The 15798-nt window shown below is 57.7% G+C and carries 13 protein-coding genes and 5 pseudogenes; 11 read left to right on the forward strand and 7 right to left on the reverse strand.

Annotation, left to right across the window (positions count from 1 at the left end):
• Nucleotides 1-12 precede the first annotated feature (12 nt).
• The 4 genes and pseudogenes from RHM58_RS00005 to RHM58_RS00015 form a co-directional block, all read left to right on the forward strand.
• Nucleotides 13-630: pseudogene (locus RHM58_RS00005) on the forward strand (cysteine peptidase family C39 domain-containing protein); the annotation flags it as partial.
• On the forward strand, nucleotides 513-803 hold the full coding sequence (locus RHM58_RS33830) for an ABC transporter transmembrane domain-containing protein (RefSeq protein WP_416195292.1): 291 nt from the start codon (nucleotides 513-515) through the stop codon (nucleotides 801-803). The pseudogene RHM58_RS00005 and the gene RHM58_RS33830, both read left to right, overlap by 118 nt.
• 167 nt (nucleotides 804-970) lie before the next feature.
• Nucleotides 971-1915, forward strand: a complete 945-nt coding sequence (locus RHM58_RS00010) for a peptidase domain-containing ABC transporter (RefSeq protein WP_322269350.1) — start codon at nucleotides 971-973, stop codon at nucleotides 1913-1915.
• Complete coding sequence (locus RHM58_RS00015; protein ID WP_322269351.1) at nucleotides 1912-3228, forward strand: TolC family outer membrane protein; 1317 nt, start codon at nucleotides 1912-1914, stop codon at nucleotides 3226-3228. The genes RHM58_RS00010 and RHM58_RS00015 overlap by 4 nt, the downstream gene beginning before the upstream one ends.
• A gap of 76 nt (nucleotides 3229-3304) precedes the next feature.
• Here RHM58_RS00015 and RHM58_RS00020 read toward each other — a convergent pair.
• The 3 genes and pseudogenes from RHM58_RS00020 to RHM58_RS00030 form a co-directional block, all read right to left on the reverse strand.
• Nucleotides 3305-3547 (reverse strand): annotated as a pseudogene (locus RHM58_RS00020) (DUF1016 N-terminal domain-containing protein); the annotation flags it as partial.
• Nucleotides 3548-3960: 413 nt separating this feature from the next.
• Nucleotides 3961-5391, reverse strand: coding sequence for a sensor histidine kinase (locus tag RHM58_RS00025; RefSeq protein WP_322269352.1), 1431 nt, complete (start codon nucleotides 5389-5391; stop codon nucleotides 3961-3963).
• Nucleotides 5378-6101 (reverse strand): annotated as a pseudogene (locus RHM58_RS00030) (response regulator transcription factor). Before RHM58_RS00030 ends, RHM58_RS00025 begins: the two are co-directional and overlap by 14 nt.
• Nucleotides 6102-6315: 214 nt before the next feature.
• On the opposite strand from RHM58_RS00030, the pseudogene RHM58_RS00035 reads away from it, so the two are divergent.
• Nucleotides 6316-9065, forward strand: a pseudogene (locus tag RHM58_RS00035) (response regulator).
• A gap of 66 nt (nucleotides 9066-9131) precedes the next feature.
• On the forward strand, nucleotides 9132-10121 hold the full coding sequence (locus tag RHM58_RS00040; protein ID WP_322269353.1) for a 2-hydroxyacid dehydrogenase: 990 nt from the start codon (nucleotides 9132-9134) through the stop codon (nucleotides 10119-10121).
• Between the two features lie 6 nt (nucleotides 10122-10127).
• Here RHM58_RS00040 and RHM58_RS00045 read toward each other — a convergent pair whose 3' ends face one another.
• On the reverse strand, nucleotides 10128-10577 hold the full coding sequence (locus RHM58_RS00045) for a hypothetical protein (protein WP_201254927.1): 450 nt from the start codon (nucleotides 10575-10577) through the stop codon (nucleotides 10128-10130).
• 134 nt (nucleotides 10578-10711) lie between these two features.
• Here RHM58_RS00045 and RHM58_RS00050 point away from each other — a divergent pair, with 134 nt between their 5' ends.
• Nucleotides 10712-11146 (forward strand): hypothetical protein, encoded by a 435-nt coding sequence (locus RHM58_RS00050; protein ID WP_201205866.1) that lies wholly within the window; start codon nucleotides 10712-10714, stop codon nucleotides 11144-11146.
• Complete coding sequence (locus RHM58_RS00055) at nucleotides 11146-11550, forward strand: META domain-containing protein (protein WP_201205868.1); 405 nt, start codon at nucleotides 11146-11148, stop codon at nucleotides 11548-11550. Before RHM58_RS00050 ends, RHM58_RS00055 begins: the two co-directional genes overlap by 1 nt.
• Before the next feature lie 192 nt (nucleotides 11551-11742).
• Here RHM58_RS00055 and RHM58_RS00060 read toward each other — a convergent pair.
• Nucleotides 11743-12209 (reverse strand): annotated as a pseudogene (locus RHM58_RS00060) (TlpA family protein disulfide reductase).
• A gap of 114 nt (nucleotides 12210-12323) precedes the next feature.
• Here RHM58_RS00060 and arsC point away from each other — a divergent pair.
• Genes arsC through RHM58_RS00075 form a run of 3 tightly spaced genes read left to right on the forward strand, consistent with a single transcriptional unit; the run spans nucleotide 12324 to nucleotide 13697 of the window.
• Nucleotides 12324-12677, forward strand: a complete 354-nt coding sequence (gene arsC / locus RHM58_RS00065) for an arsenate reductase (glutaredoxin) (protein WP_201205872.1) — start codon at nucleotides 12324-12326, stop codon at nucleotides 12675-12677.
• A complete protein-coding gene (wrbA, locus tag RHM58_RS00070; protein WP_201191627.1) occupies nucleotides 12674-13270 on the forward strand; it encodes an NAD(P)H:quinone oxidoreductase in 597 nt (198 codons plus the stop codon). The genes arsC and wrbA overlap by 4 nt, the downstream gene beginning before the upstream one ends.
• A 1-nt stretch (nucleotide 13271) precedes the next feature.
• On the forward strand, nucleotides 13272-13697 hold the full coding sequence (locus tag RHM58_RS00075) for a DUF2069 domain-containing protein (RefSeq protein WP_201205873.1): 426 nt from the start codon (nucleotides 13272-13274) through the stop codon (nucleotides 13695-13697).
• A 118-nt stretch (nucleotides 13698-13815) separates the two neighbouring features.
• Here RHM58_RS00075 and RHM58_RS00080 read toward each other — a convergent pair whose 3' ends face one another.
• Both RHM58_RS00080 and ttcA read right to left on the reverse strand, forming a co-directional pair.
• Nucleotides 13816-14490, reverse strand: coding sequence for a DNA-3-methyladenine glycosylase I (locus tag RHM58_RS00080; RefSeq protein WP_201205875.1), 675 nt, complete (start codon nucleotides 14488-14490; stop codon nucleotides 13816-13818).
• 126 nt (nucleotides 14491-14616) lie between these two features.
• Nucleotides 14617-15441, reverse strand: coding sequence for a tRNA 2-thiocytidine(32) synthetase TtcA (gene ttcA / locus RHM58_RS00085; RefSeq protein WP_201205877.1), 825 nt, complete (start codon nucleotides 15439-15441; stop codon nucleotides 14617-14619).
• Between the last annotated feature and the right edge of the window lie 357 nt (nucleotides 15442-15798).

Here is a 15798-nt window from a genome sequence, read left to right on the forward strand (position 1 = left end):
TTTTCCTGCAGGCCTCTGCGATTAGAATTGGAGGAGTTATCCCAGTTACGCACACCATGCATTCTTCACTGGAATATGAATCACTTTGTGGTGCTAGAGAGAGTGAAGGGAAACAGCCTAAGTATTCTAGACCCAGCATTTGGTCGTAGGGTGATGACATCGTCTGAGGCCTCGAGGCATTTCACCGGCGTAGCTCTGGAATTGACACCTAACGCTACATTTCGCCCCGATTCACAGAAAGCTCGAGTCCGCCTGTACGACTTGATTCGCCGCACCATTGGGCTCAAGCGCGCTTTAGGCAATATATTTGTACTTGCACTGGCGTTGGAAACTGTCGCACTACTCGCTCCACAAGTTACTCAATGGGTAATCGATGGGGCACTGGTGTCTTCTGATCATGATCTGCTGTTGTTGGCTGTATTGGGGGGCTGCCTACTGATGGTGACGGATTTTGTCCTACGGATGGCTCAGGGTTGGATGTCATTACGTCTGGGCCAACAGTTGGCAATACAGTGGTCGGGAAACTTGTTCAGCCATATGTTACGTCTGCCCTGGACATTTTTGAAAAACGTCAACTTGGGGATATCGCTGCCCGTTTCCAGTCATTTGCTGTCATCCGCAAAATATTGACAAACGGCGCTATCACAGGAGTACTTGATGGATTAGTTGCAATAGCGACACTAACAATGATGCTTTTATACAGCCGCGCACTTACAGCAATTGTATTGATTGCCTTGGTACTGTATGGCGTCGCGCGACTAGTTTTTACCACCCGCTCCGCAACGCTTCTGAGGAGCGCATAGTACTTGGCGCCAGAGAAAACTCTTATTTCCTGGAAACAATAAGGGCAATTTTACCCATCAAGTTATTCAATGCAACCCAGTTGCGATTGGCGACTTGGCAAAATATGATTGCAGATGTTCAGAATCGAGATGTAACAACACAGAAAATATTGCTAGTGTTTGCCTGTTTGAACATTCTGATCTTTGGATTAGAAGGAATGCTGCTGCTCTATGTCGGTGGCTCCGCCGTTCTCCAGGGCGCACTATCATTGGGTATGTTGTTAGCATTCATCGCCTACAAAACCCAATTTACTGGACGAGCAAGCAAGTTGATTGACTTGGGCATTGAAATTCGTATGCTTTCACTACATTCCGAGCGACTGGCCGATATTGCTTTAGAAACACCAGAGCCTGATGAACCGATGGAAGCGGATTTTGATCGTATAGAACCTTATATTGAATTCAGACACGTTTCATATCGATATGCACATGGCGAGCCCTCGGTAATACACAATCTGTCTCTCACGATCAACGCAGGGGATTCAGTAGCAATCGTCGGTCGTTCTGGTTGCGGTAAAAGCACATTGCTTAAATTAATACTCGGCCTGCTTACACCGACAGAAGGGGAGATTTTGATTGGCGGAATACCTATGCGTCAGCTGGGGCCTCGGACATGTCGTAGCTTAGTAAGTGCTGTAATGCAGGAGGATCAATTACTGGCAGGATCTCTAGCCGAAAATATTGCTTGTTTCGATCCACACTTCTGTCAGGAACACATAGCGGAAGTAGCTCACCAAGCAGATATCCACAAGACTATTACTAATATGCCTATGGGCTACCAGACGCTTGTGTCTGAGATGGGAACCGGATTATCTGGCGGACAGAAACAGCGAATTTTTATAGCACGCGCCTTATATCGAAAACCAAAAATTCTTGCGCTTGACGAGGCAACTAGCCACTTGGATCTGCACAGTGAGCAGCATGTAGTCAGGGCGCTGCGTGAAATGCCAATTACGCGAATAATTATTGCTCATCGTCGTGAAACAATCGCTTTCGCTAAGCGTCTTGTCTGCCTGGACAATGGGAAGGTCGTGGAAGATGTTCGTCTCGATGAGACAAGGGTCAATATATGAGGCCCATCAAAATAATTGTGATAAGTGCTGTCTTGTTGCTGGATGGGATGATTGCTAAGGCTCATGACAGTGATCTTTTGCACATCTATCAACAGGCATTATTGAATGATGCTCGGTACACCGCAGAGAAAGCCCATCAGCGCACGGGGCAGGAGCACTGGTTACAAGGCCGATCAGGACTTTTACCCAAAATATCGCTAGATGCTCAAACCCACTGGATAGAAACCGACTACCAAGTTCCTACCGGCAATATCGAGCACAGCCGACAGAATCGTAGTTACGGCATCCAATTGATACAACCTATCTTTCGTTGGCAGAACTGGGTTCAGTTCAAGCAGGGTGAACTTCAACGTGTGCAAGCAAAAATCCGTCTTGAAAACGCGGGACAGGTCTTAATGTTGCGTGTTGCGCATGCTTACTTTGAAGTACTGAATGCAACTGACGTACTTCGGGCAGTACGGGATCTACGAGCTGCCGATGGGGAGCAGTTAGCAAGCGCTAAAAAGAACTTTGAATTAGGTAACACCAGCATCATTGATGTGCATGAGACTCAGGCAAGTTTTGATCGCAGCACCGCGCAACTTATCAAAGCTAAAAGCGACCTGGATCTGACCCAAAACTCCTTAGTTCGAATCATTGGGCAGCATCCAGGCTTACTGAGAGGATTGGACGACAATGTGACTCTCTTACCTCCGCAACCATTAGAGCTATCTACATGGGTTAAAGCGGCTCAGCAATTTAGTCTTGCTGTACAAGCACAAGCATTACTCCTAGACATCGCAGGCAATGAAGTACGTATTCGTAAGGCCGAACACTTACCGTCTATCGATCTGATCATCAGTCAGAACATACAGCAAAACCCTAATGCCAATACGAACCGCATTGACTCGTCTAGTATTGGACTACGTTTAAGCATGCCACTGTATAGCGGGGGTAGACTGAGTTCTGCTACTCGGCAAGCAGTAGCGATGCAGGAACAAACTGAATTTGAATTGGAAGACGCCCGCCGCGCTGCTGCGCTGACAGCCCGAAAGGCTTGGTCGGGCGTAATGGACGGCATAGCGCAGGAAAATGCGCTTAAGGCAGCGAAATCGTCCGCACTCTCGGCAGTGACATCTAATAAAATCGGATACAAGGTCGGAATTCGAGTTGGTATCGATGTCCTAGAAGCTCAAAGAAAATACAGCGACATAGTTCAACAACTGTCTCGCGTCCGTTATGACATCTTGTTGGCCCAGTTACAGCTTAAGGCCGCGGTAGGTACATTAAATGAAGTTGATATTGCCGAAATCAACGCGTTGCTGAGCGGTTGATAAAACAATAATTGAAAGTACATTGCTACAAGCTATCTATTATGGGATGTTTCCCCTACTACCAAATCGACTATTTGCCGCCCGATAGGTCGAGAAACTCAACCATGTACGCATCGCGGAATATCTCAAGCGCCGCAGGGTGAGTTTGTCTCAGCGCTGCCGAGACTTTTGCCGGTTGGGTGACGCTGCGCTCGAACAGGGCCGCTTTGAACTGGCGCTCCAGTTCGCGCGTCGACCACCTCTCCTGTATCGCCATACGCAGGTAAAACTCACGCTCTTCCGGGAGTCTGCTCTGAGTCAGGATGAGCAGATTGTGGGTTCAGAGCAATTGTGTCAGCAGCGCTGACACTTTTTTACCGGATGGCACGGCTTCATCGCGAGCAAGCTCACTCCCACAGTGTTCAGTGTTGTTCACGCGGTTTGTGACCTACACAAGTCCACTGTTGATCGGGTTGTCCGACCAAGGCAATTGTCTCACCAGTGGTGAGACTATCTCTTCAGCGCTGTAGAGGGCGGTGACTGGTAGGACGTCTTCGCGAGCAAGCCCGCTCCCACAAGGTTCGGTGTTGTTCATACGGTTTGTAGCCTTACACGAGTCCACTGTTGATCCCGGTTTTGCGACCTGGGCAATTGTCGCACCAGTGGCGCGACTATCTCTTCAGCGATGCAGAAGGTGGTGGTTGGGAAGGCCTCTTCGCGAGTAAGCCCGCTCCCACAGGGGATCGGGGGTAACTACACAATTTGTGGGCGACACACATCCACTGTGGGAGCGGGCTTGCTCGCGAAGGCGTCGGCACTGACATCATCGATATCAGCCAACAACCGCATATTCAGCCGCAACCCAGTCCTGGTGTTCTCAGCCCAAAGCTCCCCGCCCTGGCGTTGCACCGCATTACGGGCAATGCTCAATCCCAGTCCAAATCCACCATCCCCCGGCCGCGAACCATCCAGGCGAATGAACGGCGAGAAGATCCGTTCCAGATTGGCTTCAGCCACCCCGCCGCCCTGATCCTCCAGCCACAAATGCCAAAAGTCGCCATCGCGCTGTCCACCGAGGCGGACAATGCCGCCATCGGGAGAATGCCGAATCGCATTACGCAGAATGTTTTCCAGCGCCTGGGCGAGGGTATTCAGATGGCCGCGCACCCAGCAGGAAGAATCTACCGCACAGTGCAACCGACCCGCCGGCCAGCCACTTTCATAGCAGGCGTTTTCCGTGAGCATGTCCCACAGCGCCTGAACCTGGATCGATTCGTCGGGCAACCGTGTGCGTTCGGTGTCGAGCCAGGCCAGTTGCAGGGTGTCATCTACCAGCCGTTGCATGCCGTCGACTTCGCGCCCAATGCGCTCGCGCAATTGCACCAGGCCTTGCTCGCTTTCGCTGGCCACTCGCAGACGGCTCAACGGCGTGCGCAATTCGTGGGACAGGTCGCGCAGCAGTTGTTGTTGCAGGGCGACGGTGCTTTGCAGGCGCTCGGACATGTGGTCGAAGGCCCGACCCAGTTCACCCAGCTCATCCGAACGGTTGGTGGTGTGGCTCGACAGACGCACGTTCAACTGATCGGCCCGCCAGGCCTTGGCCTGTTCGCGCAAGCTGTTCAACGGCACCACCAATAACCGGTATAAACCGACACACAGCAGCAAGGTGAACAGTCCGGGAATCACCCCATTGGTGATCACGCGCCAGAACACCCGGTATTGCCCGGGCAAGAAACGTTGCGGAAGCTCAATCACCAGGCTGCCAGCGGCCGGATCCTTTGGGAACGGAACTCGCAGCCACGGCAAGCCTCGAGTATGGCGACTGGTTGGCCAATCGAGACCGCGTAGAAAGGTCAGGCGTTGGATTTCCTTCTCCACCAGCGGATAGCTGCTCAAGGACTGCAGATCGCTACCGATCACGCCGACCCAGGTTGTCTCGCGTTGACCGACATCCTGCAACCAGGCATCGACGCCTGCGCTCTTGCGCTCATCCCACGCCTGCTCCGCCTCAGCGGCATAACGCGTCAGGGTGCTTCGGGCCTCGTCGGACAGGAACAGGTTTTTCTGTTCCATGTAGCGGCCCCAGGACCAGCTCAGCCAGATCATCAGCAAACAGAACGCCACCAACAGGCACGCCAGCTTCCAGAACAGCGAGTGCCGGCCCGGCAGGTCAGACCATTTCATCGACGGCGCTCAATACATACCCTTTACCCCAGACTGTGCGCACTTCGCGCTCGGTATAACCGACGGCCTTGAGCTTGCGACGGATTTGGCTGATGTGCATGTCGAGGCTACGGTCGTGGGCCGCGTAGCCCCGTTGCAGCACCTGCTGATAAAGGAAGGCTTTGCTCAACACTTCATCGTTGTTGCGATTGAGGGTTTCCAGCAGCCGATACTCGCTGCGAGTCAGGCCGGCGGCTTGCTCGCGATAAAAGACTTCGCACTGCTCATCGTCGAAACACAGGCTATGGACCGGCGTCGCAATCGCTGTCGGGGCGGGTCGACGGTCGAAAGCCACCCGCCGCAGGATGGCTTCGATGCGCACCCGCAACTCGGCCATGCTGAACGGCTTGGGCAGGTAATCGTCGGCGCCCAGGCGAAACCCGCTGATGCGATCCGCCTCGGCGCCCAGTGCCGACATCAACACCACCGGGGTGGCATGGCTCTGACGCAGTTGGGTCAGAACGTTCAGGCCGTCCAGGCCCGGCAACAGAATGTCCATCAGCACCACATCGAACGGTTGCCCTCGGGCGATGGCCAGGCCTTCCTGGCCGTTCCTGGCACCAGGTCACTTGAAAACCGCAGCGTCCCAAGTGCTCATGGACATAAGCACCCAGCACGAGGTCGTCTTCTATAGACAGGATACGAGGAAGGCCAGCAGCGATGGGAGTCATGACTATCTGCAAATAATTCTCAGTTGCCGATTATTCAAGATTGCCTCGCCAGGGGCAACCCACGGTTTGCCCGGAAGGCAAAAGCGCCCATCCAGCCGACGAATGACGACATCAACTTTACGAAGATTGCCCGCTAGCAAATCGCTACACTGCGCAAGTGGTGCGTGCCGGATGCACGTGCGGGTTATTCAATCGCGGGATGCAGGAGAGTTGCGTGCTCAAGAAACTGGGAATTAAAGGCCGCGTGCTGTTGCTGACCTTGCTTCCAACCAGCCTGATGGCGTTGGTGCTGGGCGGCTATTTCACCTGGATGCAGCAATCGGACCTGCAAACCCAACTCATGCAGCGCGGCGAGATGATCGCCGAACAACTTGCACCGCTGGTTGCCCCGGCCATGGGCCACAAAAACACCGAGTTGCTGGAGCGCATCGCCACCCAGTCGCTGGAACAGACCGATGTGCGCGCGGTGACCTTCCTCGCGCCCGACCGTACACCGTTGGCCCACGCGGGCCCGACCATGCTCAATGCGGCACCGACCGGCAACGGCTCGCAGATGCTACGCCGCAGCGGTAACGACGCGACCCGCTACTTGCTGCCGGTGTTCGGCAAGCATCGCAATCTGGCTGGCGACGTGATTCCCGACGAAGCTGATCGCCTGTTGGGCTGGGTCGAACTCGAACTGTCCCACAACGGCATGCTGCTGCGCGGTTACCGCAGCCTGTTCGCCAGCCTGCTGTTGATCGGCGCCGGCCTGGCCGGTGCGGCGTTGCTGGCTCTGCGCATGGGCCGGACCATCAATCGGCCGATCAGCCAGATCAAACTGGCAGTGGCACAACTCAAGGACGGTCATCTGGAAACCCGCTTGCCGCCCCTCGGCAGCCAGGAACTGGATGAACTGGCGTCGGGCATCAACCGCATGGCCGGCACCCTGCAAAACGCCCAGGAAGAATTGCAGCACAGCGTCGATCAGGCCACCGAAGACGTGCGCCAGAACCTGGAAACCATCGAAACCAGAACATCGAACTGGACCTGGCGCGCAAGGAAGCCCTGGAAGCGAGCCGGATCAAATCCGAGTTTCTGGCCAACATGAGCCACGAAATCCGCACGCCGCTCAACGGCATTCTCGGCTTCACGCACCTGTTGCAAAAAAGCGAGCTGACCCCTCGCCAGCTCGACTACCTTGGCACCATCGAAAAGTCCGCCGACAGCCTGCTGGGGATCATCAACGAGATCCTCGATTTCTCGAAAATCGAGGCCGGCAAGCTGGTGCTCGACAATATTCCGTTCAACCTGCGCGACTTGCTGCAAGACACCCTGACCATCCTCGCTCCGGCCGCCCACGCCAAACAGCTGGAACTGGTGAGCCTGGTCTATCGCGACACGCCACTGTCGCTGGTCGGCGATCCGCTGCGGCTCAAACAGATTCTGACCAACCTGGTCAGCAACGCGATCAAGTTCACCCGCGAAGGCACCATCGTCGCCCGGGCCATGCTTGAAGAAGAGCACGAAGACAGCGTGCAACTGCGCATCAGCATTCAGGACACCGGCATCGGCCTGTCGAACCAGGACGTGCGCGCCCTGTTCCAGGCCTTCAGCCAGGCCGATAACTCGCTGTCGCGCCAGCCCGGCGGCACCGGTTTGGGGCTGGTGATTTCCAAGCGCCTGATCGAACAGATGGGCGGCGAGATTGGCGTCGACAGTACACCGGGTGAAGGTTCGGAATTCTGGATCAGCCTGAGCCTGCCGAAAACCCGCGACGACGCCGAGGACCTGCCCGGCCCGCCGTTGCTCGGGCGTCGCGTGGCGGTGCTGGAAAACCATGAACTGGCCCGCCAGGCGTTGCAGCATCAACTGGAAGATTGCGGCCTGGAAGTCACGCCGTTCAATACGCTGGAAAGCCTGACCAATGGCGTCACCGGCGCCCATCAGACCGAGCAGGCAATCGATCTGGCGGTGCTTGGCATCACCAGCAACGACATGCCGCCGGAGCGCCTCAACCAGCACATCTGGGACCTCGAACACCTGGGCTGCAAAGTCCTGGTGCTGTGCCCGACCACCGAGCAGACGCTGTTCCACCTCTCGGTACCCAACCCTCACAGCCAGCTCCAGGCCAAACCCGCCTGCACCCGCAAACTGCGTCGGGCCTTGTCTGATCTGGTCAACCCGCGCCAGCAGCGCAGCGAGCCCGGCGAACCGGTGTCGAGCCGGGCGCCGAAGGTCCTTTGCGTCGACGACAACCCGGCCAACCTGCTGCTGGTGCAAACCCTGCTCGAAGACATGGGCGCCAAAGTGCTCGCCGTCGAAAGCGGTTACGCCGCGGTCAAAGCGGTGCAGAACGAAACCTTCGATCTGGTGCTGATGGACGTGCAGATGCCCGGCATGGATGGGCGTCAAAGCACCGAAGCGATTCGTCAGTGGGAAAGCGAACGGCATTGCACGCCGCTGCCGATTGTCGCCCTCACCGCCCACGCTATGGCCAACGAAAAACGTGCGCTGCTGCAAAGCGGTATGGACGATTACCTGACCAAACCCATCAGCGAACGGCAACTGGCCCAAGTGGTGCTGAAGTGGACCGGCCTGGCGCTGCGTAATCAGGCGCCGGAGCGCTCCAGTGACAGCCATGGTGCCAGCGACTTGCAGGTGCTCGATCACGAAGAAGGCTTGCGTCTGGCTGCCGGCAAGGCGGATCTGGCGGCGGACATGCTGGCGATGCTGCTGGCTTCGCTGGAAGCCGATCGCGAGGCGATTCGCGTCGCCCGCGAAGCCAACGACCAGAACGCCTTGATCGAACGGGTCCATCGCCTGCACGGGGCCACGCGTTACTGCGGCGTACCGCAATTGCGTGCGGCCTGCCAGCGCAGTGAAACGCTGCTCAAGCAACAGGACCCGAAAGCTGCGGCGGCACTTGAAGAACTGGAGCGCTCGATCAATCGCCTGGCCGCGCAGGCGCGTATCAGCGCCTGACCCAGCGCAATAACACCTGACGCCATCACGGCTAAGATGTTGCAGGGACATTTCCAGGAGGACACGATGCGCACCATTCTTTTCAGCAGCCAGGGCTACGACCGCGACAGCTTCCTCGCCGCCGACTTGCCCGCCGGCATCGAGTTGCAGTTTCAATCGGCACGTTTGAGCCTCGACACCGTGGCATTGGCCGAGCATCACGAGGTGGTGTGCGCCTTCATCAATGATGACCTCAGCACCCCGGTGCTCGAACATCTCGCGGCTGGCGGCACCCGCCTGATCGCCCTCCGTTCCGCCGGTTACAACCATGTCGACCTGGTCGCGGCGAAACGCCTGGGCCTGGCCATCGTGCGGGTGCCTGCCTATTCACCCCACGCCGTGGCCGAACACGCAGTGGCGCTGATCCTGGCGCTTAACCGTCGCTTGCATCGCGCCTACAACCGCACCCGCGAAGGGGATTTCAGCTTGCACGGGCTGACCGGCTTCGACTTGGTGGGCAAGACTGTCGGTGTGGTCGGCACCGGGCAGATCGGCGCGACGTTCGCCAAAATCATGAACGGGTTTGGTTGCCAGTTGCTGGCCTACGATCCGTTCCCGAATCCACAAGTCGAAGCCCTCGGCGCGCGTTACCTGAGTTTGCCGCAATTGTTGGCCGAGTCGCAGATCATCAGCCTGCACTGCCCGCTCAATGAGCAGAGCAAGCACTTGATCAACCGTCAGTCACTGGCCCACATGCAACCGGGAGCGATGCTGATCAACACCGGACGCGGTGGCCTGGTCGACACCCCGGCACTGATCGACGCCTTGAAAGACGGACAACTGGGCTATCTGGGGCTGGATGTCTATGAAGAAGAGGCGCAGCTGTTTTTCGAGGATCGCTCGGACTTGCCGCTGCAAGACGATGTACTGGCGCGGCTGCTGACCTTCCCCAACGTCATCGTCACTGCGCACCAGGCCTTCCTGACCCGCGAAGCCCTTGGCGCGATTGCCGCGACGACCTTGCAGAACATCGCTGCCTGGTCGGCCGGGGCGCCGCAAAATCAAATCGAAGGTTAATGATGCTCAGGGCTTGGGGCCGATCGAGGACGCCAGGATCAACAATCCCAGCCAGCCGAAGCCGATCAAGCGCTGGTGCAGGGAATGCCCGCGGCGCAGCAAAAACCAGACAAAAAACGGTGGTAGTAAAAACGCCATGATCTTCAGCCAACCTTCCACCGGACGTGGCCACGGGTCGGTCGATGGCGCATTCACCGGCGCGCCCCGACGCCTGTGCCGGGAGACGGGAAGTGGAATTTCTGGAATCTCGGGCGCTGGCTCGACCGTCGGTTCAGGTTCGACAACAACCGTCGACACCTCAGGGACATGCTCATCGCGCGGCAGTTGTCCGAATGAAATAGGCGCTGCCCGGGAGGTGTTCGCTTGCCTGGCCGCTGCTGGAGCGCCGCAGTGAATGCACGATAGTGTTTCAGAGCTGATGCTCCTTTTGCATTCATAACACTCGGTCAATGCCATTTCCATTCCTTAGGGGTGCAAAAGCAGCAGTGTGCCATGACTGGGCAGGTGATTTGAACCTGATCGAAGGTCACATGCCCACGCCATGCTGCGTTGATGCCCGTGCTAGCATATCGCGCATATTTGGAGGACCCATGGTCGAACACGATTTTCGCTACACCCTGATGAACCCTCAACACACCCTGACCGAATGCCGCGCCCTGGTGCCGGGGCGTTATCAGGTCACCGGCAACGGCGGCTCGATTCGCAATAATGACGTCCTGGTGGTCACCCTCAAAGGCAGCAAGGACTTGTCCATGCGCCTGAGCGTCGAAACCGTTCGCCACTTGATCAACCCGCCCGGCCAATGGGTCGCGGTGGCCAGTGGTCCGGTGTTTGGTGAACTGGCGATCCACACCTGGAAGGTCAATTGCGACAGCTGCGCCAAAGAACTGAGCTTCGAGTTCGCGGTCGACGCCAAATTGGGCAACAAGGCTGAAAAGCCTGCCGCCACAGCGCGCATTGCCGAGCTGGGCTGGACTAGCGTCGGCGAGAAACACCTGTGCCCGAAATGCCAGGAGCCTGCGTGATGAAACACCTTGTTCTGGCCGCGATGGCGGGCGCCAGCCTGATGGGCTGCGCCGCCGACCCGGTGCAATTGCAGCAAAACCACAGTTACATTCTGGAGTGGATCGGCGAACGTCCGTTGATGGACTACAGCCATTTGACCATCACCCTGGGTGACGACGGTCGCGCCTACGGTAATGGCGGCTGCAACCACTGGTTTGCGCCCTACACCCTGGAAGGCGACAAGCTGAGCTTCGGCAAAGTGGGCAGCACCCGCAAACTGTGCGCACCGGCGTTGATGGAGCAGGAAAAACGTTTCCTGCAAGCGCTGGAAAACGTGCAGCGCTGGGACATCTCGCCAATCGACCAGATGCGTTTCTGGCCGGCAGAGGGCAAGCCGTTGCGTTGGTGGCTTGAAGAGGGTTGATCCCTTCCTCTTTGTGGCTTGGAGAATAACTGTGGCGAGGGAGCTTGCTCCCGCTGGGCTGCGAAGCAGCCCTAAATCCAGCCCCCTCGTTTCGTCAGGGACACCGCATACACTGGTTTTGCGACTGCTGCGCAGTCGAGCGGGAGCAAGCTCCCTCGCCACAGGTGGGAACAATCACTCCCACCGCACCGTTCAGTTAGTTGCCTGCAACGCCTCCAGCTTCGCCATCACCCCCGCCGCCGTCTGCTCACCCATCAACTGTTCCCGCACCTTGCCCTTGTTATCGATGATGTAAGTCACCGGTAACGCTTCACTGCGTGGCAGATCAAAGAAATCCGCCGGGTCCTGGGCCAGCACGGTGAACTTGATCCCCAGTTTCTCACTGGCGCTCTTCAGCTCATCGCCCTGCACATTGTCGAAGTTGACCCCGAACACACCAATTTTTTTGCCGTTGAGCTCTTCGGCCAGCGCGTTCAACTGCGGGATCTCGGTGCGGCACGGACCGCACCATTCGGCCCAGTAATTGACCACAATCCATTGTTTGTCGAGACGCCCGGACGCCACTTTGTGGCCATCCTGGTCGATGCCATAGTCACTGCCGCAGCCCCCAGCATTAACGCCCCGATGATCGCCAACGCCGCTGCCAATCGTCTTGTCATGTCGTGATCCTTGCTCAAAATTGAATGCGCCTGCGACCCATCGACTCTCACGGTTCTGGATTGCGCGCTGCACAGTTAGAATAGACGCCACCTTACGCAAGATGCGACCCGCAAATGACCGATCTGACGCTTTATCACAACCCGCGCTGCTCGAAATCCCGCGGTGCGCTCGAACTCCTTGAAGCCCGCGGCCTGACGCCGACCGTGGTCCGCTACCTCGAAACCCCACTGGACGCTGCGCAACTGCAGAGCCTGTTGGGCAAACTCGGGATCAACGCCCGGCAATTGCTGCGCACCGGTGAGGACGAGTACAAAACCCTCAACCTGGCAGATGCCACGCTGACCGAAGCGCAATTGATCGCGGCCATCGCGGCCCACCCGAAACTCATGGAACGGCCGATTCTGGAAGTCGGCGACAAAGCTGTCATCGGCCGTCCGCCGGAGAATGTGCTGGAGTTGTTGCCGTGAGCGCGCCGTACATTCTGGTTCTGTATTACAGCCGCAGCGGCTCGACCAATGAAATGGCCCGGCAGATTGCCCGTGGGGTTGAACAGTCGGGAATGGAAGCGCGCCTGCGCACCGTGCCGCCGATTTCCACCGAGTGTGAAGCGGTGTCGCCGGACATCCCGGACGAAGGTGCGTTGTACGCCAGCCTCGACGACCTGAAAAACTGCGCCGGCCTGGCCCTCGGGAGCCCGACCCGCTTCGGCAACATGGCGGCGCCGCTCAAGTACTTCCTCGACGGCACCAGCAACCTGTGGCTGACCGGCGCCCTCGTCGGCAAACCGGCCGGCGTGTTTACCTCCACCGCGAGCCTGCACGGCGGCCAGGAAACCACGTTGTTGTCGATGATGTTGCCATTGCTGCACCACGGCATGCTGATCACCGGCCTGCCCTACAGCGAATCGGCCCTGCTGGAAACCCGGGGTGGCGGCACGCCTTACGGTGCCAGCCATCACGCCGGGGCTGATGGCAAACTCGGATTGAATGAGCATGAAGTCGCACTGTGCCGGGCCTTGGGCCTGCGCCTGGCGAAGACCGCACAGAAGCTGGAGGGCTGACATGGCCAAGAAGCCAAAGATACTGCCCTCGATCGAATGGCTCGAACCTCGGGTCCGGGCGATGCGGGTTGTCAGCCTGGTGTGCTTTTTCGGTCTCGTGGGGCTGCTGTGCGCCTACTACCTGCTGGTCGCCGACCTGCATGGCGCACGGCCGTGGGTGATTTTGCTGATCGAACTGGTGCCGCTGCTGTTGCTGGCGCCGGGGATGATTGTCGGCAGCGCCCGCGGGCATTCGTGGATGTGCTTTGTGGTGAATCTGTATTTCATCAAAGGCGCACTGGCCGCGTATGACCCTAACCGGCAGTTGTTTGGTTTGCTGGAGATGGGCGCGAGCCTGGCGGTGTTTTGTTCGGCGTTGTTGTATGTGCGGTGGCGGTTTCAGTTGAATCGCAAGTTGGCTGGCGAGGGCGAGATCAGCGTCGCCTGATCTGACGCCTTCGCGGGCAAGCCGCGCTCCCACATTGGATCTTCAGGGGACACATTATTTGTGAACACCACAGATCCCCTGTGGGAGCGGGCTTGCTCGCGAATGGGGCGACTCGGTCTCAATGATTCACGGTATAAGCGAGCATCATCGAAATCTGGCTCATCGCCCGCCCACCACTCTGTTCGTGCCACTGGTTAAACACGTCCTGCACCAACGCCAGATCCCGCTGGCTGGTCGGCACCTTGTCGACGATTTTCTGTGCATTCAACCCCGCGACCACGTCGTAGCTCGGCACAAACGTGTCTTTGCCAACCATGCGCAAGAAGCGCGGTGCCGACAACCCGCCCAATTGATGGCCGTGTTTTTTCAGGTAGGTCCACAAGCCGACAATATCGGTCACCGGCCAATCGGCGATCAACGCGCCGAAACTGCCCTTCTCATGGGCCACATCCAGAATGAATTGCGCATTGCGCGGCACGCTCTTGAGCTTGCCCAAGTGGCGGATGATCCGCGCGTCCTGCATCAGTCGCTCCAGGTGTTCGGCGCTCATCAGCACGACTTTTTCCGGGTCGAACTTGAAAAACACTTCCTCGAAGGTCGGCCACTTGGCGTCCACCAGGCTGTGCTTTAGCCCGGCGCGAAAGACCCGCAGCGCCATGGTCGAGAGGTAGCGGTCGTCGCTGATCTTGCGCAATTGCGCCGGGGTCTTGGGAACCGGCAGATGGGCTTCCAGTTCAGCTGCCGAACCGAAGCGGTTCAGACAGTACTCGTGTAGCCACTTGTAATCGCGCATGCCCTCTCCTGAGGATTGGAATACATCACCTGTGGGAGCGGGCTTGCTCGCGAATGCGGAGTGTCAGCCGACATTGTTATCGACTGAAAGGACGCCTTCGCGAGCAAGCCCGCTCCCACAGTTTGTTCAGAGGTTGACCACGTTGACGAAGCGCGAGGCGGCGGTTTCATCGATGCGCAGGTTGGTGAAGTCAAACAGGTTGCGGTCCGCCAGTTGCGACGGCTGCACATTTTGCAGACTGCGGAAAATACTTTCGGTGCGACCCGGGGTCTTGCGATCCCACTCTTGCAGCATGTCCTTGACCACCTGGCGTTGCAGGTTTTCCTGGGAGCCGCAGAGGTTGCACGGGATGATCGGGAACTGTTTGAAATCCGAGTAAGCCTGGATGTCTTTTTCGTTGCAGTAGGCCAGCGGACGAATCACCACGTTGCGCCCGTCATCGGCACGCAGTTTCGGCGGCATGGCTTTGAGCGTGCCGTTGAAGAACATGTTCAGGAAGAACGTCTCGACGATGTCGTCGCGATGGTGACCGAGAGCCATTTTGGTCGCGCCGATTTCGTCAGCAAAGGTGTACAGCGTGCCGCGACGCAGGCGCGAGCACAGCGAGCAGGTGGTCTTGCCTTCCGGGATCAGCTCTTTGACTACCGAGTAAGTGTCTTTCTCGACGATGTGGTACTCGACGCCCAGTGCTTTCAGGTACGCCGGCAACACGTGCTCGGGGAAGCCTGGCTGCTTCTGGTCCATGTTCACGGCCACGATGTCGAACTTGATCGGGGCGACCTTCTGAAAGTGCATCAGCACGTCGAGCAGGGTGTAACTGTCCTTGCCACCGGACAGGCAGACCATGACCTTGTCGCCGTCTTCAATCATGTTGAAATCGGCAACAGCCTCACCGGCCTGGCGGCGAAGGCGCTTTTGCAGTTTGTTCTGGTTGACCGTAAGAGTGCCCATGACGCGAAATCCGTGAGGAGTGACGAAAGGCCGGCATTTTACGCAAAAATGCTTCGCCGGCGAAGTGCCCACCATCCCCTGTGGGAGCGGGCTTGCTCGCGAAGGCGTTGGGTCAGCCAGCATCTCTATTGGATGTTACGCCGCTTTCGCGAGCAAGCCCGCTCCCACAGGGGATTGTGATGACAGACCCGCCCGCGATTAGCAGATGTATTTACAGCGCGATTTGCTCTAAAGCCCCCCAACCTGCGCCGTTAAGACCTTTCTATACTGCGACATAAGGTCGCATACATATCCAGACCTTTACTTACTTGGCCACTTTGGGCCCGTAGGCGCTCCGCTGGGGGGCGATGGTAAAAA

The sequence above is a fragment of the Pseudomonas sp. 10S4 genome (assembly GCF_034344865.1).
Lineage (GTDB): Bacteria > Pseudomonadota > Gammaproteobacteria > Pseudomonadales > Pseudomonadaceae > Aquipseudomonas.